Source organism: Streptomyces sp. NPDC055506 (assembly GCF_053643595.1).
Genome location: NZ_JBSHKH010000008.1, coordinates 101,840 through 121,654, shown reverse-complemented (window position 1 = coordinate 121,654; position 19,815 = coordinate 101,840). Strand labels below are relative to the sequence as shown.

The following is a 19,815-nucleotide window of genomic DNA, read 5'->3' as shown; positions in this document are numbered from 1 at the left end:
CTCAGGAGCCCAACGCGGCCGCCCGGGCCTCGACCGCCGTGGCCGGGTCCCAGCCCTCGCCGGGAACGGCCGCGAGCAGCAGCTCGGTGTACGGGTGGGCCGGATCGGTGAGCACCCGCCGGGTCGGGCCCTGCTCGACGATCCGGCCCTGACGCATCACCAGCACGTCGTCGGTGATGTGCTGCACCACCGCCAGGTCGTGCCCGACGAAGACGAGCGCGACCCCGGTGTCCCGGCGGATCTCGTCGAGCAGCCGCAGGATCTGGGCCTGGATCGACACGTCCAGGGCGGCCACGGCCTCGTCCAGGACCAGCACCCGCGGGCCCGGGGCGAGCGCCCGGGCGATCGCGAGGCGCTGGCGCTGGCCGCCCGAGAGCTGCCGGGGCCGGGCCGTGGCCTCCCGTTCGCCGAGGCCGACCCGGTCGAGGAGGTCCGCTGCCAGGTCCTCGTCCCGGCCGTGCAGACGCAGCGCGGTGCGCAGGCACCGGTCGGCCGTGAGACGCGGGTCGAGTGAGACGTACGGGTCCTGGAAGACCATCTGGATCTCCCGGGCGCGGGCCAGCCGGGCCGCCCTGCGCCGGGGCGTGCGCGCCTCCCGCGGACGTCCGTCGACGCTGACGGTGCCGACGTCGGGCCGCACGAGCCCGACCAGCATCCGCGCCACCGTCGTCTTGCCGGACCCGGACTCCCCTACGATCCCGAGCGAGCCGCCCCGGGGCACCTCGAACGACACCTCCTCGGCGGCGGTGAGCCGGCCGCGGCCGGGCAGGGAGTAGGACTTGCGCAGGGCGTCGGCGACCAGCAGAGGACCGTCGGTCATGGCGTGCTCCTTTCGACCGAGGCCGCCGCGGTGGTCACGGCGGTGGGTATCCGGCGGCAGGCGGCCGTTCCGCCGTCCGGGAGTTCCGCCGCCGTCGGCCGCCAGGTGTCGCACTCCGGCTCGGCGTCGGGACAGCGGGCGGCGAACGGGCAGCCGGTGAAGACGTCGGACAGGGACGGCGGGCGTCCCGGGATGGGCAGCAGGGTGTGGGAGGTGTCGCCCAGGGTGGGCGAGCAGGAGAGCAGGCCCCGGGTGTAGGGATGCGCGGGGTCGGCGAACAGCGCCTCGGCGGTGCGCTCCTCGACGACCCGGCCCGCGTACATGACGTACACGCGGTCGCAGTACGCGGCGGCCAGATGCAGGTCGTGCGTGATGAACAGCATCCCGGCCCCCTGCTCCGCGCGCAGGGTGCGCAGCAGGGCGAGGATCTCCGCCTGGGTGGTGACGTCGAGCGCGCTGGTGGCCTCGTCGGCGAGCAGCAGCCGGGGCCCGACGGCCAGGGCGCCCGCGATGACGACGCGCTGGAGCATGCCGCCGGACAGCTCGTGCGGGCGCTGCCGCAGCCGGCGTTCCGGGTCGGAGAGGCCGACGGCGGCGAGGAGTTCGACGGCCCGGGCCCGGTCGGCGCCGCGCTCGCGGAGGAAGTCCCCGATGCGGCGCACGGGGTTGAGGGCGGCGCGCGGGTCCTGGTGGACCATGGCGACCGTGCGGGCCCGGTGCCGGCGCAGATCCTCGCCGCCGAGGGCGAGGACGTCCGCGTCGCCGGCCCGGACGGAGCCGGAGGCCGTGGCACCGTCCGGCAGCAGGCCGAGGGCGGCCTTCGCCGTGGTCGACTTGCCCGAGCCGGACTCGCCGACCAGGCCGACGACCTCGCCCGGGGCCACGCGCAGAGACACCTCGTCGAGCAGCGGCCGGGCCGCACCCGGGAGCCGAACCGTGAGGTGGTCGAGGGTGAGCAGCATCAGTTCCGCCCTCCGAGCCGGTCGGCCGCCCAGACGCCGACGACGTTGAAGGAGACGACGACCGCGGCGATCGCGGTGCCGGGCACCAGCGCGGGCAGCAGCGCGCCCTGGACGACGGCGGCCTGCCCCTCCTGCACCATCAGACCCCAGTCGGAACTGGGCGGCTGGGCGCCGAAGCCGAGGTAGGACAGGGTGGCGAGCGACATCAGCGCCTCTCCGAACAGCACCACCAGATAACCGGCGACCGACCGGCCCAGGTTCGGCACCAGATACCCCGCGCAGATCCGGGCACCGCCCATGCCCTGGACGCGGTAGGCGTCGACGTACGGCTTGCGGCACTCCGAAAGGGCCAGGGAGCGCGTGTACTTGGCGACCGTCGGCGTGTATGCGAGACCGAGGGCCAGGACCGACGTGGTCATGCCGGTGCCGAAGACCGCGATGATCAGGACGGTGAACAGCAGCCCGGGGAAGGCGTACATCACATCCGTCAGCCGGGAGACGAACGCGTCCGTCCAGCCGCCCCGCCAGGCCGCCAGCACCCCGAGGGTGACGCCGAGCAGCGCGGCCACCGCGAGGAGCAGCAGCGGGGCGATGAGGCTGGTGCGGGCGCCGTACAGAACCCGGGAGAGGAGGTCCTGGCCCGAGGAGTCGGTGCCCAGGAGGTGGTCGGGGCTCGTGCCGGCGAGCGAGGCGGACAGGTCGATGGCGTCGGGGGCGTAGGGCGCCAGCAACGGGGCGAGGGCGGCGGCCAGGACCACCAGGCCCAGGAATCCGCTGGCCACGAGCACGCCCACGGGGCGGCGGGGGCGTACCCGGACGGGGGCGAGGGTGAGCGCGGTCATGCGGTACGGGCCTCCTCGCGGACGCGCGGGTCGAGCAGCGGATGGACCAGGTCGACGACCGTGGTGACGACGACATAGCCGGTGACCATGAGCAGCAGCACGGCCTGCGCCACCGGGAAGTCGTGGGTGTTGATCGCGCCGACCAGCAGCGAGCCGATGCCGCTGATGCCGAACGCGGTCTCGACGACGACCGTCCCGGCGAGCATCCCGGCCATGACCAGGCCGCACATGGTGACGATCGGGCCGAGCGCGTTGCGCAGCACATGCCGGCGGACGATGTCCCGCTCCGGGATGCCGGAGGCCCGGGCCGCCTCGACGTGGTCGGAGGCGGCGGCGTCCGCCATGGCCTGCCGGGTGACGCGGCTGATGAGCGCGAGCGCGCCGAGCGCCAGCGACAGCGCGGGCAGCGTCAGATGGTGCAGGGTCCCGGCGAAGCCGCTGCCGGCGCCGGTCACCGGGAACCAGCCCAACTGCACGCCGAACAGCGACACGAGGGCGATCGCCGCGACGAACGACGGCACGGACGCGGCGAGCGTCGTCCCGCCGACCACCGCCGAGTCGACCCAGGTGGACTGCCGGATCGCGGCGAGGATGCCGGATCCCACGCCGAGGACGATGAATAGCACGGTGGCGTAGGCGACCAGTTCGACCGTGGTGGGCAGCCGGGCCGCGATCAGGTCGGCCACCTGGTCGCCGTACTTGAAGGAGCGGCCCAGGTCGAGGTGGACGCAGTCGGCGAGCCAGCGCCCGTACTGCACGACCAGCGGCTCGTCCAGGTGGTACTGGGCGCGGACGGTCGCGAGCCGCTCGGGGGTGAGCTCGTCGCGACCGCCGGCCAGGAAGACGGCGGGGTCGCCGGGGGCCGCGTAGACGGCCGCGAAGATGACGAAGGAGGCGGCGAGAAGCGTGGCCAGAAAACCGGCCAGGCGCCGTACGATCCGGGCGGCCATGGCGGCTCAGCCCTTCCTCGCGCCGAGACCGGCCGCCCACGGGTAGTACAGATAGGCCTGGGAGGCGGGCGCCCCGGTCAGTTCGCTGTTCATCACCAGCACCGAGGGCACCTGGGCGACGGGGATCCAGACCGCCGCGTCGGTGAACCGCTTCTGTACGTCGATGGCGAGGGCGGCACGCTGCGCGTCGTCCAGCGTGGACAGCGCCTGGTGCACCTTCTCGTCGTACGTGGCGTCCTTGAAGCCGATCCAGTTGTTGGAGGAGTCGGACAGGCCGTTGTCGTAGAAGCCCATCGGGTCGGACTTGGAGATGTACCAGTCGCCCACCAGGACGTCGATGCCGGCGCGGGCCTGCGGGTCGCTGTAGAACTCCTCGAACTGGGTCGTCGGCACCGTCTTGATCTGCCCCTTCAGCCCGATGCGCTGGAGGGCGGCGCGCAGGGCGTTGGCGACGACGGTGCGTCCCTGGCTGGCGTCGGTGCCGATGACGATCGGGGCCGCCGGCGCTCCGCCCTCCTTCACGAGCTTCTTGGCCTCGGCGATGTCGTCCGCGTCGGGCGATGCGGGCGCGCCCGCCGCCAACTGCTTCTGCGCGGCGGCGAACTCCGGCTTCGCGTAGCCCCAGGAGCCGGAGCCGACCGGGCTCGCCCACGGCTGGACCAGACCGCCGTAGCCGGACTTGGCGATGCCCGCGCGGTCCAGGGCGAGGGAGACGGCGCGCCGGACCCGCGGGTCCTTCAGACCGCCGCGTTCGGTGGGGATGAGGTCGAGGGTAGCGGTGGAGGGGCCGTAGTACTGGCTGAGGCCCTTGGCGTCGCGCAGCGCGGAGGCGGTGTTGGGCGACTCGGCGAAGGTGCCGTCGGCGGCTCCGGTCTTCAGGGCGTTGACCAGGGCGCTGTCGGAGGCCCAGCGGAAGACGACCTCCTTGGTCAGCGGCTCCTCGCCCCAGTAGCCGTCGTAGGCGCGGATGGTGATCGAGTCACCGGACTTCCAGCCCGTCAGCTCGTAAGGGCCCGAGCAGGCGTCGACCTGGCCGGGGGTGCCGAAGTCCTTGCCCGCCTTCTCCACCTGCTCCTTGTTCCAGACGATGCCGGCGTCGCCCGCGAGGGCCTTGGTGAACAGCGCGTCGGGCCGCTCGAAGCGCACGGTGATCTCGTCGGCGCCCGTCTTCGTCATGGCCGAGACGTTGGTGAACTCGTCGCTCTGTTCCATGTCCGGGTCGGCGTGCCGCTTCAGGCTCCACAGGACGTCGTCGGCGGTGAGCTTCGAGCCGTCGTGGAAGGTGACACCGGAGCGGATCTTCAGGACGAGGGTCTTGTCGTCGGGCGTCGTCGCCTTCTCGGCGAGGAACGGCTTGACGGTCATGTCGGGCTGGAGCTGGTAGAGCCGCTCGCAGACGTTGGTGAGGACGACACGGCCGGCGCTGGAGCCCTGGCTGTCGAGGTCGAGGGAGTCGGGCTCGTCCTCCAGCAGCCAGTTCACCTTCTGGACCGGGCCCTGGGCGGCGGGTGTGGTGGGGGTGAGCTTCAGCCGCGCGGCGTCGACGGGGCTGCCGCCGGTCGTGGCGGTGTCGGCGCCGCTGCATCCGACGGCGGTGAGGAGACCGGTGACGACCAGGCCGCAGGTCACCGTCCCGCGTGAGTTTCTGTTCATCGGCGTTTCTCTTTCAGCTGGTGCGGCGGGCCGGGGAGCCGTCGGGGCCGTCGTAGAGGTTCCAGGGAAGGTGCTGGTAGTCGCGGTCACAAGGGGTGCCCGCTGTGACGTGGTAGTCGCCGGTGGTCAGGTCCACGCAGGAGGAGACCAGTGTGGTCCAGTGCTCCACGGCGGGCCTGCGGGGGTCGGGGTGCGTGCACAGCGACTCGGGGAGGCCGAGGTGGTCGGAGAGGGCCTGCTTGATCAGCTTGCGGGACTCGTCGGGGCCGGTGGAGCCGCGCAGGGCCCTCAGGCCCTCCTCGGCGCGGGGGACGCGGACCAGGGAGTCCGGGGAGAGGGGGCGGTAGTCGGCGGCGATGGCCGCGGGGACGCCCGCCTGGTAGTGGTTGCCGTGCACCAGCAGACCGTCGGTCGGGTACATCCAGCCGTAGCCCGCGGGGGTCGTCTCCACATCGACGGCGAAGCCCTCGCGGCAGGTCAGCAGTGCGTTGGAGGCGATATGGGCCCGGGTGCGGCACAGTACGTCGAGGGCGTCGGTGATCGCGTGCTGGTCGAGGACGCTGCGGCGGACGACGGTCTGCGGCAGGCCGACGGCGTCGTCGAAGCGCCCGCCGAGCCCGTTGGCGTTGAGGGCGATCCCGGCGGAGTTCGCGCCCTGGCGGCCGATCTGGCCCGCCTCGACCTGCATGATCAGGGTCGGCGCGGGCGGCTGCACGATCCGGAGCATGACGACCGTGCCGGCAGCCGCGGCCCGCCAGTCCCAGTTCTGGCCCGCCCAGACGTGCCCGTCGCCGCTGGCCGGGCCGTAGGCGGCGAAGGAGGTGCAGCCCTCGGCGGGCTCCTCCTCGACGACAGCGGCGTCCGCGTCCGCTTCCATGGCCGCGAACGACTGGTCGTAGAGCACCTCGCCGCGTGCGTTGAGGGCGAGCACGTCGAGCAGGGAGACCCCGGCGCCCTCGGCGGTGCCGCGCATCTCCTCCAGCAGGTGCGGGGCGTAGGAGCCGACCGGCTCCTGCCAGCGGGCGGCGCGGGCGGTGACCTGCTCCCAGGTCAGGCCGGCCGAGTGGCCGAAGGCCTCCTCGTAGTAGGCGAGCGCGGTGTGCAGCCGGTCGCGGACGGCCTCGCCGTACTGGCGGCCGCGCTCGACCGGGGTGCCGGAGATCTCGACGAGAGGGAGGGACGGGGACGCAGGGGGTGCCATTGTTCTCCTCGCAGTGGAGGGCTGTGTGCCGCACCGACGTGCTGTAACGTCGATTACGAAAACCGCTCCTCTTGGAATGCGTTGTCCAGGAGGGTAACGGCCGACACGAGGAAGTCAATGCCTGTAACGGAGATTTCAGAGCCCGGGGATCTGGGAGAGGGCGTGGCCCGCCTCCGCGCTGCCGTGCGCGACCACTGGGAGGCCCTGTCCGCCTCCGAGCGCACGGTGGCCCAGTACCTTGCGAGCGCCCCCGTGGAACAACTGCTGTTCGCCAGCGCCCAGGAACTGGGCACCGCCAGCGGCACCAGCAACGCCACGGTCGTCCGCGCCCTGCAGCGTCTCGGCTACGGGGGGCTCCCCGCCCTCAAGCGCGAGCTGGCCACCGGCTTCACCGCGGCGGTGGCACCCGAGGTGCGGCTCAAGCAGCGCATCGCCCACGTCGGACGCGACCTGGACGGCATCTGGGGCGATGTGCTCGACGAGGCCCAGGAACGGATCGAGCAGACCCGGCGGCTCACCGACCAGGACTCGCTGCGGGCGGCGGTCGCGGCGCTGGCGGACGCCGGGGAGGTCCACTGCTTCGGCATCGCCGCCTCCGAAGCTGCCGCCCGGCACCTGGCGCTCGCGCTCGGCCGTATCGGCCGCCGCTCCCGGTTCCTCGACGCGACCGGCTTCGCCCTCGCCGACCATCTGCTCGGCCTGCGCCAGGGCGACGCCGTGGTGATCTTCCAGTCCGGACGCGCCCTCACCGAGCTGACCGTCCTCGTCGAGCGGGCCCGCGCGGTCGGGGCCCGCGTCGTGCTCGTCACGGACGAGTTGGGCGAGGAGTTCGGCGACCGCGTCGACGCCGTCCTCACCGCCCCGCACACCCCGACCGGCATCACCTCGGAGGCGCTCACCGCGCTGGTCGTGGCCGATGTCCTGCTGCTGGCCCTGACGACCCTGGACGAGGAGCGGGCCGTGGACACATCGCACCAACTGACCGTCCTGCGCGAGCAACTGCTGTCACCGAAGGGCAGCCGCAGGAGCTGACGGTGATCGAGTGGTGAGGTCCAGGAGGCGGGCGTACCGTCGAACGGTGGACACCGCAGGCAGCAGCCCGCAGCCGGCTTCACCACAGGCGGCCACCACCAGGGAATCCGGTGGTGGCGGAAACGCGATGGCGCTGCTCGTCATCGCCTCCTGCCAGCTGATGGTGGTCCTCGACATCACCATCGTGAACATCGCGCTGCCGCACATCCAGAGTTCGCTGGACTTCTCCACCACCAGCCTGTCCTGGGTGGTCAACGCCTACACCCTCACCTTCGGCGGCCTGCTGCTGCTCGGCGGCCGGGCCGGCGACATCCTGGGCCGGCGGCGCGTCTTCATCTTCGGCGTGCTGCTCTTCGTGCTGGCCTCCCTGCTCGGCGGGTTCGCCCAGAACTCCGGCCAACTCCTCGGCGCACGCGCCCTCCAGGGCGTCGGCGGCGCCATCGCCTCCCCGACGTCCCTCGCCCTGATCAGCACCACCTTCCGCGAAGGACCCGAACGCAACCGCGCCTTCGGCGTCTTCGCCGCGGTCTCGGCAGGCGGCGGCGCGATCGGCCTGCTCGCCGGCGGCATGCTGGTGGAGTGGCTGAACTGGCGCTGGGTGCTCTTCGTCAACGTGCCCATCGGCCTGCTCATCGTGCTCGCCACGCCCCGCTATATCCGGGAGTCCGAGCGCCACCCCGGACGCTTCGACATCGCCGGCGCGCTCACCTCCACCGCGGGCATGGTGCTGCTCGTCTACGGATTCATCAGAGCCGCGCAGGACGGCTGGCGGGACCCGCTCACGCTGGCCTCGTTCGGCGGGGCGGTCGTCGTCCTGGCGGCCTTCATCCTGATCGAGCGGCGCTCCAGACAGCCCATCACGCCCCTGCACATGTTCGCCGACCGCAACCGCGCGGGCACATACGGCATCATGCTGTGCCTCGCCGCCGCGATCTTCGGCATGTTCTTCTTCCTGACGCTCTTCGTGCAGAACGTGCTGGGCTTCAGCCCGCTGGCGGCCGGACTGGCCTTTCTGCCGGTCAGCGCGGTCATCGCCGTCGGCGCCGGGCTGGCGTCGCGGTTCCTGCCCGTCTACGGGCCCAAGCCGTTCATGGTGGTGGGCGCGATCCTGGCGGCCGCGGGCCTCGCCTGGCTCACCCTGACCGACGTGCACTCCACCTACGCGGGCAGCGTCCTCGGCCCGATGCTCGTCTTCAGCCTGGGCATGGGCATGGAGTTCGTGTCGCTGACCCTCATGGCGCTGTCCAACGTCTCCACACCGGAGACCGGCGCGGCCTCCGGACTGCTCAACGCCACCCAGCAGGTCGGCGGCTCGCTCGGCCTGTCCATCCTGGTCACGATGTACGGCACGGCCAGCACCAACGAGGCGGACAAGCAGATCCCGGACTTCCTCCGGCAGGCGACCCCCGCCGAGCGCCTGCGGTTCGAGCAGACCGGGCAACTGCCGAAACCCTGGTCCGACGAGATCCTCACCGCCGGTGTCTCGGCCGCCTTCATCATGGCGGCGATCTTCACCGCCGTCGCCGCGCTGATCGCCCTCGTCGTCATCCAGGTCCGCCCCTCCGACCTGGAACGCCTCAAGGGCGGGGCGGGCCCCGGCCCGATGTGAGACCCGCCCCCCGGCTCGCTACCGCTACCGCTACCGCTCGGGCCGACGGCAGTTCTCCAGCGCGTCGGCGAGGCCCGCCGTGTCCGTGCCGAGCTTGCGGTACACGGAGGACAGCAGCTGCCGCACGCCCTGTTCGGTGATCCGCAGGTCCTTCGCGACCACCGGCGCCGGGTGGCCCTGGGCCGTCTTCTCGGCGGCCCGGCGTTCCGGGCCCGTCAGCATGTCCGTCTGCGGGTAGCGCAGGGGCAGCGGGCGCAGCCCCGCGGCGGAGAGTTCCCGTCTGGCCCGGGCGGCCAGCCCGTCGGCACCGCAGTGCACCGCTCCCTCCAGTCCCTGGTAGAGCCGGTCGGCGGCGTCGTGCAGCTCGCCGCTGCGGACCAGCGCGGCGCCATGGCTCACCAGCGCACGGGCCAGTTCGTACGCCGCGGGCGACCGCTCCAGATGATCGACGGCCTGGGTGTGCAGATCGAGCGCCGCCTGCCCGCCCGTCACCTCCGCCTGGACACGCAGCGCCTGGCCGATCGCGGATGCCGCACCGAAGTCCCGGGCGCGCTTGGTGGCGTCCTGGGCGTGCAGCACCGCCCGGTCGGGAGCGGTGCGGGCGAGCGCCGAGGCCAGTCCCAGCTGCCAGGGGCACCACGAGGGGTTGTGCCAGTCCCGCGACTCCAGCCACTCCCCGACCTGGGACAACAGGCGCGCCGCCTCGGTGAGTCGCCCCTCCGCCAGGAGCAGCTCGGCGTACACCGTGCGCGGATCGGGGAAGATGACGGCGTTGGGGACCACGTCGCCGTAGTGGTACGTGTCTGCGAGGCGACGCGCGGCGGTGGTCCGCCCGCGGGCCAGCAGGATCTGGATGAGAATGCCGATGGCGAACCACTGGGCGGGCACCGCTCCTTCGACACGCTCGGCGGTGTGCAGCCCGGCCCGGACGAGTTCCTCGGCCTCGGGCAGGCAGCCACGGCGGTAGCGGATATAGCCCAGCAGCGTCTGGCCCTGCGCCAGATGGGAGCCGCGCCACCCCCTGTGCTCGCACTCGGTCATCCCGTCGGCGAACAGTTCCTCGGCCCGCCGCGGCTGGTCGCAGTACATGAACAGCAGGGCGACGGCGACGGGCACCTCGAAGCCGCGGTTCTCGTCGGTCCAGCTCATCCCTCCGCTCAGGGCCTCCTCGGCATATTCGAGGGCGCTCTGCCGCGGCTCGCCGCGCACGAGGGCGTCCCACGCCCGCAGACCGAGGATGTAACGCTCCTCCAGGCCCCGGCCTGGCAGCTTGGCGGCCAGCCGCGCCAGCCGGCGCGAGCGGGCGGACGAGTCCGGCTCGTCGGCGCGAAAGGCGCTCCACACGAAGTGATCCGCCTGCATCCGCAGTTTGACGCGCGCGTTGGTGGCGCGCCGCGCCTCGTCGGCGGCGACGGTCGCGGCCTCGGTCAGCCGGTCGGTGTGGGCCAGCGCCTGGGTCAGCCGGTAGACGATGGAGGCACGCAGGTCGGGGTCGATCCCGGGTTCCTTCAGTGCCTCCCGGAGATGGCTGACCGTGGCCGTGGGCTCGATCAGGAACGTCGAGCCGGCCAGTTCGTGGAGCAGGGCGGCACGGTCCTCGGCAGGGGGTGGTTCCCGCAGCGCCCGGGTCAGCACGCGCCGCGCGGCCTCCGGGGCCCCGGCGCGGAGGTACTCACGCGCGGCGGCGCGCAGACACGCGACCGTCTCGGGCCGGCCGTCGCAGGGCACCTCCAGCAGGTGACGGGCGGCGGCCATGGGGTCGGACTCGACCGTCTGGGCGGCGTTGGCGGCCGCGTCGTGCATGCCGACGCGCAGGCCCGACGGGATGTCGTGGTACACCGTCGTGGCGATCAGCGGATGGACGAACTCCAGGGCGCCCGCGGGCTCGTCGGCGAACGCGAGGATGCGGCTGGCGCGCAGCTTCTCGGCCGCTTCGACGGCCTCGGTGCTGCCGATCACCGCGAGGTCGGCGGCGGCCTCCGACGAGAAGGGTCCGCCCAGGACGGCGCCGGCCCACGCGAAGCGGACCGTGCTCGGGCCGAGCCGCTTGAGGCGGGCGATCAGGCCGGGGCCCTTGACCGCCGCGGCGAGGTCCCGCATCACACGCACCTCGTCCTGGGTTCCCCGCACCCGCCGCTCGCGGAGTCTGATGGCCAGTTCGACGGCCTCGAAGGGGATCCCGTTGGTGACCGTCCAGCACTCGCCGCAGAACTCGTCCTCGGCTTCCTCGCCCACTTCCTCCCTGATGATCCGTGCCACACCGGCCTCGCCGAGCGGAGACAGGACGTGCGGGCGCTGCTCGTGGCGTTCGACGAGCGTGCGGAAAGAGGTGGCGTCGGGCGGGAGATCGTCCGGCCGGTAGCCGACGACCATCAGGAGCGGGAGGTCCGCGACCCGGGGTGCGAAGGAGGCGAGCCAGTCGAGGGATTCGGTATCGGCCCAGTGCAGGTCGTCCAGAAGCAGAACGACGGGCGAGTTCAGCATCGTCAGGCGCGTCATGACCCAGTCGAGGCCGTCGCGCACTCCGGTCGGGTCCGGCATCCGGGCGGTGTCCGTCGCCTCGAGGCCGAGCGCGGCACCGACGATGTCGTACCAACTGCCCAGGAATTCCCGGCACTCCGTCCCGCTCATCCCGGCCAGGACGGGCTGCATGACCTGGCGGACGACACGGAACGGCAGCCCCTGCTCGTTCTCGCCGCCCTTGCCCGAGAACACCGTGAACCCCTGTGCGGCGGCGCGGGCGCGCGCCGCCGCGATCAGTGTCGTCTTGCCCAGCCCGGCCACACCCGTGAAGGCGAGCAGCCCGCCGCGTGGTGTCCGGGGCACGCCCTCGGCGGTGTCCCGGAGGCCCGCCAGTGCGCGATCGATGGCCTGGAGCTCCTCGTCGCGTTCGAGGAGAGGCCGGTGGTCGGTGATCGGTTGCCGCAGCCCATGGGCCATGTGGTCTACCGCTTCCTGTCGTTGCTCCCCGCTGGACGGGGCGAGCGTACGCCCAGAAACAGGTCGTTTGGCCTGGAGGTAACAGGAGGTAGACAGGGCGAGTGAATTTCCCACAGGAGCGCTTTGAGCCCCAGCCTTTCGGGGTAGCGTGGTCCGTTTCCGCCCCTTTCGGGAGACCTGCGGGGGAGGCGACCCGCCGGTCGGACGGTCAGAGCCCTCCGGGTGCCGCCATCGTGTCGGCGTACCGCGGCACGGTGCGGGACCAGAAGTAGCAGCCGCGGATCCAGCCGGCCATGCCCTCCACATAGCCGATGCCGGCCGGGCTCAGCTCCGGCCTGAACTCACCGTAGAGCTCCTCGAACTCGCGGATCGTGCGGTTGATGTGCCGTACGGCCAGGGTGACGGCCACCGGCAGGGAGCACCGGTGTGTGCGCTGGTAGGCGAGGGCCAGGTTGATCATGCTGCCCGCGCGCTGTTCCTTCACCGCGGAGAAGAGATCGGGTATCCACACCGCCGCGTCGGCGGACAGCCGGCTCAGGCGCCGCATGACGGGGTGATGGATCTCCTCCGGGGTCAGTTCGCACCGCTGGGCGGCCTCGCACAGCGGGTAGAACGGCTCGACGCCGGCGATGAGGGACCGTATGGACCGGCACAGCCCGCTGCCCACCGGGTCGGAATGGGCCTGGGCAGCCGCTTCGTACAGGAGGCCGTGCACGTACTCACGGCTGTTCCAGGCCCATCGCGCGGCCTGATCGGGTGTGCACCGCTCCCGGACCTGCCGGTACAGGTCGGCCAGGGCCGCCCCGAGCGGGGTGGTGGGCGGCCGGCCGTCCCGCAGGATCGCGACGCTCTCGCACAGCATGGGCAGCAGCAGACCGGGCGAGCGCCGGCCGACGTCCTCCGCCCGGTCGTCGAAGACGAACTGGTAGGCGATCTGGTTGGCCACGATCTGGAGGAGCCCGGAATCCATGTCCGGACTGTTGCAGGCAGCGAGTTCGGCGGGACGCGTATAGGAGATCATGGCCGCCACCGCCGGGTCATCGGTCAAACCCCAGGTCCTGAGCCATGAGTCGACGCCGGCCGACGCTTCGGGCGCGTGGGGATTGCGCTCGAACGGGAATGGCATGTAGAGGTTCGCGTCGATCAGGTCCCGGAGATTGACCGCCTGAATTCCGTCGTGTGCGGCGAGCGTTATTTCCTCATGCGTCGTGGACATCGTTGCCACCTGCCGTTCGGGAGTTGTGGACGGCGGGTGCGACAGCGGTGCCCACCGGCCTCCTGACGCGTGGTTCGCAGGTCATGACCAGCCCCCTCGGCCCCAGCGAGGCCGCCGGACGCAACCGTTCCTCGTAGCCGGGCAGATGGCGCAGCCGCCAGTGGCGGGTGATGAACGAGACGGCCACCATGGCCTCCGTCATGGCGAGCGTCTCCCCGATGCATTTCCGGCGGCCCGCCCCGAACGGGATCATCGCTCCGGGCCGGACCGTGACGTCCCGTCCGGGCAGCCAGCGGTCGGGGAGGAAGCGGTCGGGGTCGGGGAACAGGGCGGGGTCGTGGTGCAGGAGATACGGGCTGAACACGACCGTGGCGCCCCGCGGGAGCCGGTGCCCGGCGAGCTCCGTGTCCTTCGTGGCGACGCGGGTGAAGAGCCAGCCGGGCGGGCGGTGGCGAAGGGTCTCGGTGACGACGCTCCGCGTGTGGACGAGGCGCGGCAGTTCGCCGGGGCCGGGCGGGCGTCCCGGGGCGAGCACGGCGTCGACCTCGGAGTGCAGCCGGCGTTCCTCCTCGGGATGCCGCCCCACCAGCTCCAAGGCCGAGGAGAGGCACAGGGCGGTGCTCTCGGCGCCGGCGAACATCAGCGTGATCACCTGGCCGTGGACCTCCCTGTCGCTGATCGCCGTCCCCACGCCGTCGCCCCGCGCCGCCGCCAGCAGGGTTCCCAGCAGATCGTCCCGGTCCTCCTGGGCGGCGCCTCGCAGGCGTTCGGCGACAGCCGCGTCGACGATCGCGCGCAGACGGTCGGAAGCGTGCCGGTAGCGCCGGTTCGCCGGAGTGGGGACCCGGAACAGGGCGTCGACCGGCATCACCGTGCGGACGAACATGCCGCGGACCACGGTGGCCAGGCACCCGCGCATCTCGTCGGCCGTCGCGGCGTCGAGCGAGTCGGAGAAGAGCAGGCGGCTGATCACGCGGGTCGACAGGTCCATCATGGTCGCGCTGACGTCGACCGCCTGCCCGCCCCGCCACCCGCGGCACACCGACTCCACTTCCTCGCCCATCAGTTGCACCCGGTCGGCGACACGGGCCTTGCGGAAGCCGGGCTGGAGCAGCCTGCGCTGGCGCCGGTGATCCTGATGGCGGCAGGTGCCGACGCCGTCCCCCAGTAAGGTCCGCAGCCGGTCGTAGAGCGGGCCGCCCTTGTCGAAAGTCTCCGGGTCCCCGAGCACCTGGTGGACGAGGTCCGGGTGACAGGCCATCCAGGCGCGCTGCGGACCCAGGCGTATTTCGACCAGATCCCCGTGCACGGACAGAGATTCCAGAAAATCCAGCGGGCGACGGACCAAGTCGATACCGTGGCCCAGGAATGGGAATATGCCTGGAGCAGTGCCCACTGTCCAATTTCGGGCCGGTCCGGGAACGGAGCCGCTCATCGAAAACCACCTGCCTCGGTCGGCACACGGGATTGTGGTGCGGTCGCGTCGACTTGACGCTCGCCACAGTCCTGCCCAGTGAAATCTGCCGACGGCTCGCCGAATCCTTTCTCCGTAGGGGCGCACGGAAGCACGGAGGGGCGTCGGGCGAATCACGATTGCTGCATGCATTCAGTTTGTTAATGCTTTTCTGTGCACGGAGAAATCTGTGTTCCGTCTGTGCTCCTGAAGAGCACGGCTGTCGCCGGACGCGCCTGGCATGAACATGGAGACCACGATGCAAGGGTGCCTGTTCTGGACCTCGGCGAACGACGGCCCGCGCGTCAGCCGACGTCCGGGCCGGTTTCGACGTACCGGGCCAGATTCGCCAGGGCCATGCGCGTGCCCGTCTCGTTGTCCGTGGCGGGCACGACGTCGGGGACGCCCTCGTGGACCACGAGGACGTCGGTGCCGCCGCCCTCCGCGTCGGTGAGCGTCGTCGTCATGGTCATCGTGCCTCCCAGTGCGGGGTCGGCGGACTCGAACGCGAGCACCTCGACCACCTGCTCGCCCGGCACGAGCCGCGCGAAGTGGCCGTGGTACGTGTCCGTGTGCGCGGCCGACTTCCCGGTGGCGTCCGGCGCGTCGTACGTCAGCGAGACACGGAACCTGCCGCCCTCGCGGGCGTCGAACTCGTGCACTTCGCCGCGCATGCCGTCCGGCACCCGCCAGCGCGCGATCGCCTCCCCGCTCACCAGTGCCCGGTAGACGGCCGGACGCGGCGCGTCGACATGGCCGGAGACCCGCGTCGTGTACATGCGCCCACCCTACGGCGGTGCGCGCAGCGGGCCGTTCAGGCCCGGCCGGGCTCGTCCGCCCCGGTCGGCAGCGGTGGCTCCGCCTCGATGTGCCGCAGCTCCTCATCGGTGAGCAGCCGGGAGCGGATCAGGAAGCGGACGCCCTCCGGGGCCTCCAGGGAGAAGCCGCTGCCCCGGCCGGGGACGACGTCCACGGTGAGATGGGTGTGCGACCAGTACGTGTACTGGTCCGCGCTCATCCAGAACGGAGTGTCCCCGGCCACCTGCCCCAGCAGGACGTCCGAGCCACCGACCCGGAACTCGCCGCGTGGATAGCACATCGGGGCGCTGCCGTCGCAGCAACCGCCGGACTGGTGGAACATCACCGGCCCGTGCGTCCCGGTCAGTCGCCGCAACAGTTCCCCGGCGGCCGGCGTCAGTTCGACACGTTCCGTGCGGGTGGGGTGGTTCGTCATGCGATCCCTCCTGGCCGGTCGGTCCGTCTATCTTGGCAATCGGTACGAGCATGTCGTTCCGAGCATGAGAACAGGAAGGCCCCATGACCGCCACCGATCCGTGGATACGACGCTTCTTCCCGAGCCCCGACGCCCCCGTACAACTGGTCTGTCTGCCCCACGCGGGCGGTTCGGCGTCCTTCTTCCGGCCTGTGGCGCAGGCGTTGAACCCCGGTGTCGAGGTGCTCTCCGTCCAGTACCCGGGCCGCCAGGACCGGCACAACGAGCCCATGATCGACACCATCGACCGTCTCGCGGACCAGGTCAGCCGGGCCGTGACGCGCACGGTGGACCGCCCCTTCGCCCTGTTCGGGCACAGCATGGGAGCGACCCTGGCCTTCGAGGTCGCCGTACGGCTGGAGCGGGCCGGACGGTTCGCCGAGCGGGTCTTCGTCTCGGGACGCCGCGCACCCTCGTGCTCGCGCGACGAACGGGTGCACCGGCGTGACGACGCGGGGATCATCGCCGAACTGCGCGAACTCAGCGGCACCGACCAGCGGATCTTCGGAGACGAGGAGCTGATGCGCATGATCCTGCCGGCCCTGCGCAACGACTACCGCGCGGTGGAGACCTATGTGTGGGCGTCGGACCACCGGCTCCGCAGCCCCCTCACCGCGCTTACCGGGGACGAGGACCCCAAGGCGAGCCACGATGAGGTACGCGCCTGGAGCGCCCACACCGAAGGCGACTTCGAGATGAAGCGCTACCCCGGCGGGCACTTCTTCCTGATCGACCACGCCCCGGACGTGATCGGCGTCATCGGCGAGCGTCTGGCCCGGCCCGCCGCGACCCCCCGCTGACTCACCGGCCGTTCAGATAGGCCAGCACGGCCAGTACCCTGCGGTGACCGCTGTCGCCGGTCGGCAGGCCGAGCTTCAGGAAGACGTTGCCGATGTGCTTGCTGACGGCGCGTTCGGTGACGACGAGGGCCTGCGCGATGGTGGTGTTGTCGTGGCCCTCGGCCATCAGCTCCAGCACCTCGCGCTCACGCGGCGTCAGCGAGTCCAGGGGCGAGTCGCGGCGCCGGGTGAGCAACTCGGTGACCACCTCCGGGTCCAGGGCCGTACCACCGCCCGCGACCCGGTCCAGCGCCTCGATGAACTCGTCCACCCGGCCCACCCGGTCCTTGAGCAGATAGCCGACCCCGCTCGCCCCGCCGCCCAGCAACTCGGCGGCGTACGACTCCTCCACGTACTGCGAGAGCACCAGCACGGGCAGCCCGGGAATCCGCTCGCGGGCCTCCAGCGCGGCGCGCAGGCCCTCGTCCCGGAAGCCCGGCGGCATCCGGACATCGAGCACGGCCGCGTCCGGACGGTGCTCCAGCGGGGGCGCGCTTCGCCCCGGCGATCCGGCGGACCAGCAGCACCGCCTCGGGCAGCAGCCACGCCCCCACGACGGCGACCGTGGCGATCGCCGTGATCAGCAGCACGGTGATGAACAGGTACAGGCCGAAGGCCAGCAGCGCGGCGAGGAACAGCTGGAGCGTGGCCCGCCCGGCCTGCCGCACCGCTCTGCCCAAGCCGGTATCCGGACCGGCCCGCTCGGCCACCGTCATCCTTGGCGCCGCATGTGCCGGCGGATCCAGGCCGCCTGCCCGCCGTCGACGAGCAGATCGGTGCCGGTGACGTACCGCGCCTCGGGGCCGGTGAGGAAGGCCACCGCGTCGGCGATCTCGCCCGGCGTGCCCGGCCGGCCCGCGCCGCACGCGTCGAGCATCTTGAGCATGTGCCCGTCGGCGTCCGAGTCGGCCTCCGCCTTCGCCATGGCGGTGGCGACGACACCGGGGCTGAGGGTGTTGACGCGGGCGCCGAGCCGGTTCCAGGCGAGGGCGGCGGCCTGCACGCGGACGTGGTTGGCACGCTTGGCGAGGATGTAGGCGGCGGTCGCGTCGTCGCCGAGGCCCGTGACGGCGTCCAGACCGAGCAGCTCCTCGGCGGGAGCCGTCGCCAGAGCGGCCTCGTCCTCGGCGCTGATCGAGGCCATGTGCCCGGCCAGACTGGCGACACAGACGAGCGAGGTGCCTCTGACGGCCACCTTCTCGAACGCCTCGATCACATACACCGTGCCGAGCAGGTCCACGTCGAGGATCCTGCGCACCGAGGCCGTCGCCGCGGCGACCCCGGCGGTGTGCACCACCGCGGTGATCCGCCCCTGCTCCGCCGCGATCCGGGCGAGCGCCTCGACCGAGGCACGGTCGGAGACGTCGGTCGGCACGCCCCGCACCGCGTATCCCTCGGCGCTCAGCTCCGCCACGACCTGATCGAGCCGCTCGTGCGAGTGGTCGGCGAGGATCAGCGTCCGCCCGCTGCCCAGGCGGCGCGCGACCGCCGTTCCCATCCCGCCCGCTCCGGTGACGACGACCACGTCGCGCGGGTCGTCCGTACGGTTCTGCATCTGCTCTTCCTTCGCTGAAAGGGCGGGGGCGGCAACGGGCCGCCCCCGCCGGGGAGTCGGGATATCCGGGGTCAGGCCGCCTCGGTGCCGGCGGCCGGTACGGCGTCGCTCCAGGCCGTCCCGCCCGCGATGGCCTGCCGCCAGCCGCGGACGGCCTTGGGCGGCATGCCGACCGCGAGGGCGCCGGTCAGCCGCTCGCCGGTGCGATAGGCGGCCACGAACCTGCGCTCGGCCAAGTCCCCTTCCACGACGGCGACTTCGGCGTGCCCGCGCAGATAGCCGTATGCCTGGATCTTCATGTCGTACTGGTCGGACCAGAAGTACGGCACCGGCGCGAACGGCCTGCGCGCCTCCGGCGCGGCGAGCAGGTTGCGGGCGGCGGCCATGCCCTGCTCCGCCGCGTTCGTACGGTGCTCGATCCGCATGGACGTCCCGAACAGCGGGTTGTCCCACCGGGCCACGTCACCGGCCGCGTAGACGCCCGGCGCGGCTTCGCAGTGCTCGTCGCAGAGCACCCCGTCGCCGAGCCGCAGCCCGCTGTCCGCCAGCCACTCGGTGTTGGGCAGCGAGCCGACGGCGACCAGCACCTCGTCGGCCGCGACGAGTTCGCCGTCCGCGAGCCGCACACCCCCGTCGGTCACCTCGGTCACGGTGACACCCGTGCGCAGCTCGACACCGTGGTGGAGGTGGGCCCGCGAGAGCACCTGCCCGACCTCGGTGCCGACGGCGTGCGCCAGCGGCACGGGAGCCGGCTCCAGCAACGTCACCCGGGCGCCGAGACCCCAGGCCACCGCGGCGGCCTCGGCGCCGAGGAACCCGGCGCCCACCACGACCAGCCGGCAGCCCGGCCTCAGCCGCTCGCGCAGCGCGAGAGCGTCGTCCAGGGTGCGCAGCACATGGGCGTTGCCGTCACCTGACAGCCGCCGGGGACGCACCCCGGTGGCCACGATCAGCCCGTCGTAAGGCACTCGCTCCCCGTCGGCCAGACACACCGTACGGTCCGTCATGTCCAGCCCGGTCGCCGCCGACCCCAGCCGCAGGTCGAGGCCGAGCGCGTGGAGGTCGGCTCGCGGGCGCAGCGGCAGCCGCTCGGTGCCCCACTCGCCGGAGAGGATCTGCTTGGACAGCGGGGGACGGTCGTACGGGGCGCGCGGCTCGTCACCGACAAGGGTGAGCGTGCCGTCGTAGCCCGCCCGGCGCAGCGTCTCCACGGCCGCGAGCCCGGCGGCCGAGGCGCCGACGACCACGACGCGCCTCACGACTCCACCAGCCGGATCGCGGCGGCCGGGCAGATCGCCACGGCCTCCTCCACCTCGCCGCGCAGTTCCTCGCCGGGTCGCTCCTCCAGCAGGATCGCCACTCCGTCGTCGTCACGCTGGTCGAAGACGTCAGGAGCGGCCATCACGCACTGCCCCGACGCCACGCACTTCGGTACGTCCAGTTCCACACGCATCGTTGTCACCTCGGTTC

Annotated in this window: 17 protein-coding genes and 1 pseudogene; 3 read left to right on the top strand and 15 right to left on the bottom strand. The window is 72.2% G+C overall.

Annotated elements, in window-relative coordinates; genetic code table 11:
* Position 1: 1 nt before the first annotated feature.
* Genes ACWIF2_RS05660 through ACWIF2_RS05635 form a run of 6 tightly spaced genes read right to left on the bottom strand, consistent with a single transcriptional unit; the run spans position 2 to position 6,428 of the window.
* Positions 2-820, bottom strand: a complete 819-nt coding sequence (locus ACWIF2_RS05660; protein WP_454358780.1) for an ABC transporter ATP-binding protein — start codon at positions 818-820, stop codon at positions 2-4.
* On the bottom strand, positions 817-1,782 hold the full coding sequence (locus ACWIF2_RS05655) for an ABC transporter ATP-binding protein (protein WP_454358779.1): 966 nt from the start codon (positions 1,780-1,782) through the stop codon (positions 817-819). The genes ACWIF2_RS05660 and ACWIF2_RS05655 overlap by 4 nt, the downstream gene beginning before the upstream one ends.
* Positions 1,782-2,624 (bottom strand): ABC transporter permease, encoded by an 843-nt coding sequence (locus tag ACWIF2_RS05650; protein WP_454358778.1) that lies wholly within the window; start codon positions 2,622-2,624, stop codon positions 1,782-1,784. Before ACWIF2_RS05650 ends, ACWIF2_RS05655 begins: the two co-directional genes overlap by 1 nt.
* Positions 2,621-3,574, bottom strand: coding sequence for an ABC transporter permease (locus ACWIF2_RS05645; RefSeq protein ID WP_454358777.1), 954 nt, complete (start codon positions 3,572-3,574; stop codon positions 2,621-2,623). Before ACWIF2_RS05645 ends, ACWIF2_RS05650 begins: the two co-directional genes overlap by 4 nt.
* 6 nt (positions 3,575-3,580) lie before the next feature.
* Complete coding sequence (locus ACWIF2_RS05640) at positions 3,581-5,227, bottom strand: ABC transporter substrate-binding protein (protein WP_454358776.1); 1,647 nt, start codon at positions 5,225-5,227, stop codon at positions 3,581-3,583.
* A 13-nt stretch (positions 5,228-5,240) separates the two neighbouring features.
* Positions 5,241-6,428: a C45 family autoproteolytic acyltransferase/hydolase gene (locus tag ACWIF2_RS05635; RefSeq protein ID WP_454358775.1), complete on the bottom strand. Its 1,188-nt coding sequence runs from the start codon at positions 6,426-6,428 to the stop codon at positions 5,241-5,243.
* A gap of 117 nt (positions 6,429-6,545) precedes the next feature.
* Here ACWIF2_RS05635 and ACWIF2_RS05630 point away from each other — a divergent pair, with 117 nt between their 5' ends.
* The gene (locus ACWIF2_RS05630) at positions 6,546-7,460 is read left to right on the top strand and encodes a MurR/RpiR family transcriptional regulator (RefSeq protein WP_454358774.1); all 915 of its coding nucleotides are present in this window, start codon (positions 6,546-6,548) and stop codon (positions 7,458-7,460) included.
* Positions 7,461-7,587: 127 nt separating this feature from the next.
* Positions 7,588-9,069, top strand: a complete 1,482-nt coding sequence (locus tag ACWIF2_RS05625; RefSeq protein ID WP_454358798.1) for an MFS transporter — start codon at positions 7,588-7,590, stop codon at positions 9,067-9,069.
* Between the two features lie 30 nt (positions 9,070-9,099).
* Here the strand turns inward: ACWIF2_RS05625 and ACWIF2_RS05620 are convergent, their stop codons facing one another.
* From ACWIF2_RS05620 to ACWIF2_RS05600, 5 genes are all read right to left on the bottom strand, one after another.
* Complete coding sequence (locus ACWIF2_RS05620; RefSeq protein ID WP_454358773.1) at positions 9,100-12,009, bottom strand: ATP-binding protein; 2,910 nt, start codon at positions 12,007-12,009, stop codon at positions 9,100-9,102.
* Between the two features lie 208 nt (positions 12,010-12,217).
* Complete coding sequence (locus ACWIF2_RS05615) at positions 12,218-13,225, bottom strand: (-)-alpha-amorphene synthase (RefSeq protein ID WP_454358772.1); 1,008 nt, start codon at positions 13,223-13,225, stop codon at positions 12,218-12,220.
* Positions 13,209-14,660, bottom strand: a complete 1,452-nt coding sequence (locus ACWIF2_RS05610; protein WP_454358771.1) for a cytochrome P450 — start codon at positions 14,658-14,660, stop codon at positions 13,209-13,211. Before ACWIF2_RS05610 ends, ACWIF2_RS05615 begins: the two co-directional genes overlap by 17 nt.
* A gap of 323 nt (positions 14,661-14,983) precedes the next feature.
* Positions 14,984-15,457, bottom strand: coding sequence for an SRPBCC domain-containing protein (locus ACWIF2_RS05605; RefSeq protein ID WP_454358770.1), 474 nt, complete (start codon positions 15,455-15,457; stop codon positions 14,984-14,986).
* A gap of 35 nt (positions 15,458-15,492) precedes the next feature.
* Positions 15,493-15,912 carry a DUF779 domain-containing protein gene (locus ACWIF2_RS05600; RefSeq protein WP_454358769.1) on the bottom strand — a complete coding sequence of 140 codons (420 nt, stop codon included), beginning with the start codon at positions 15,910-15,912 and terminating at the stop codon, positions 15,493-15,495.
* An 83-nt stretch (positions 15,913-15,995) separates the two neighbouring features.
* Between ACWIF2_RS05600 and ACWIF2_RS05595 the strand changes: the two genes are divergently transcribed.
* Positions 15,996-16,751: a thioesterase II family protein gene (locus tag ACWIF2_RS05595; RefSeq protein ID WP_454358768.1), complete on the top strand. Its 756-nt coding sequence runs from the start codon at positions 15,996-15,998 to the stop codon at positions 16,749-16,751.
* 1 nt (position 16,752) lies between these two features.
* Here the strand turns inward: ACWIF2_RS05595 and ACWIF2_RS05590 are convergent.
* The 4 genes and pseudogenes from ACWIF2_RS05590 to ACWIF2_RS05575 form a co-directional block, all read right to left on the bottom strand.
* A pseudogene (locus ACWIF2_RS05590) lies at positions 16,753-17,274 on the bottom strand (LuxR C-terminal-related transcriptional regulator); the annotation flags it as partial.
* A 228-nt stretch (positions 17,275-17,502) separates the two neighbouring features.
* Positions 17,503-18,345, bottom strand: coding sequence for an SDR family oxidoreductase (locus tag ACWIF2_RS05585; protein ID WP_454358767.1), 843 nt, complete (start codon positions 18,343-18,345; stop codon positions 17,503-17,505).
* Positions 18,346-18,416: 71 nt separating this feature from the next.
* Positions 18,417-19,604 (bottom strand): NAD(P)/FAD-dependent oxidoreductase, encoded by a 1,188-nt coding sequence (locus ACWIF2_RS05580; protein WP_454358766.1) that lies wholly within the window; start codon positions 19,602-19,604, stop codon positions 18,417-18,419.
* Complete coding sequence (locus tag ACWIF2_RS05575; RefSeq protein ID WP_184599145.1) at positions 19,601-19,798, bottom strand: ferredoxin; 198 nt, start codon at positions 19,796-19,798, stop codon at positions 19,601-19,603. Before ACWIF2_RS05575 ends, ACWIF2_RS05580 begins: the two co-directional genes overlap by 4 nt.
* Positions 19,799-19,815: the final 17 nt, after the last annotated feature.

Bases quoted from the DNA above. Each gene is read 5' to 3' on its own strand.
- ACWIF2_RS05660 (WP_454358780.1), bottom strand. From the start codon at position 820: ATGACCGACGGTCCTCTGCTGGTCGCCGACGCCCTGCGCAAGTCCTAC.
- ACWIF2_RS05655 (WP_454358779.1), bottom strand. From the start codon at position 1,782: ATGCTGCTCACCCTCGACCACCTCACGGTTCGGCTCCCGGGTGCGGCC.
- ACWIF2_RS05650 (WP_454358778.1), bottom strand. From the start codon at position 2,624: ATGACCGCGCTCACCCTCGCCCCCGTCCGGGTACGCCCCCGCCGCCCC.
- ACWIF2_RS05645 (WP_454358777.1), bottom strand. From the start codon at position 3,574: ATGGCCGCCCGGATCGTACGGCGCCTGGCCGGTTTTCTGGCCACGCTT.
- ACWIF2_RS05640 (WP_454358776.1), bottom strand. From the start codon at position 5,227: ATGAACAGAAACTCACGCGGGACGGTGACCTGCGGCCTGGTCGTCACC.
- ACWIF2_RS05635 (WP_454358775.1), bottom strand. From the start codon at position 6,428: ATGGCACCCCCTGCGTCCCCGTCCCTCCCTCTCGTCGAGATCTCCGGC.
- ACWIF2_RS05630 (WP_454358774.1), top strand. From the start codon at position 6,546: ATGCCTGTAACGGAGATTTCAGAGCCCGGGGATCTGGGAGAGGGCGTG.
- ACWIF2_RS05625 (WP_454358798.1), top strand. From the start codon at position 7,588: ATGGCGCTGCTCGTCATCGCCTCCTGCCAGCTGATGGTGGTCCTCGAC.
- ACWIF2_RS05620 (WP_454358773.1), bottom strand. From the start codon at position 12,009: ATGGCCCATGGGCTGCGGCAACCGATCACCGACCACCGGCCTCTCCTC.
- ACWIF2_RS05615 (WP_454358772.1), bottom strand. From the start codon at position 13,225: ATGTCCACGACGCATGAGGAAATAACGCTCGCCGCACACGACGGAATT.
- ACWIF2_RS05610 (WP_454358771.1), bottom strand. From the start codon at position 14,660: ATGAGCGGCTCCGTTCCCGGACCGGCCCGAAATTGGACAGTGGGCACT.
- ACWIF2_RS05605 (WP_454358770.1), bottom strand. From the start codon at position 15,457: ATGTACACGACGCGGGTCTCCGGCCATGTCGACGCGCCGCGTCCGGCC.
- ACWIF2_RS05600 (WP_454358769.1), bottom strand. From the start codon at position 15,912: ATGACGAACCACCCCACCCGCACGGAACGTGTCGAACTGACGCCGGCC.
- ACWIF2_RS05595 (WP_454358768.1), top strand. From the start codon at position 15,996: ATGACCGCCACCGATCCGTGGATACGACGCTTCTTCCCGAGCCCCGAC.
- ACWIF2_RS05585 (WP_454358767.1), bottom strand. From the start codon at position 18,345: ATGCAGAACCGTACGGACGACCCGCGCGACGTGGTCGTCGTCACCGGA.
- ACWIF2_RS05575 (WP_184599145.1), bottom strand. From the start codon at position 19,798: ATGCGTGTGGAACTGGACGTACCGAAGTGCGTGGCGTCGGGGCAGTGC.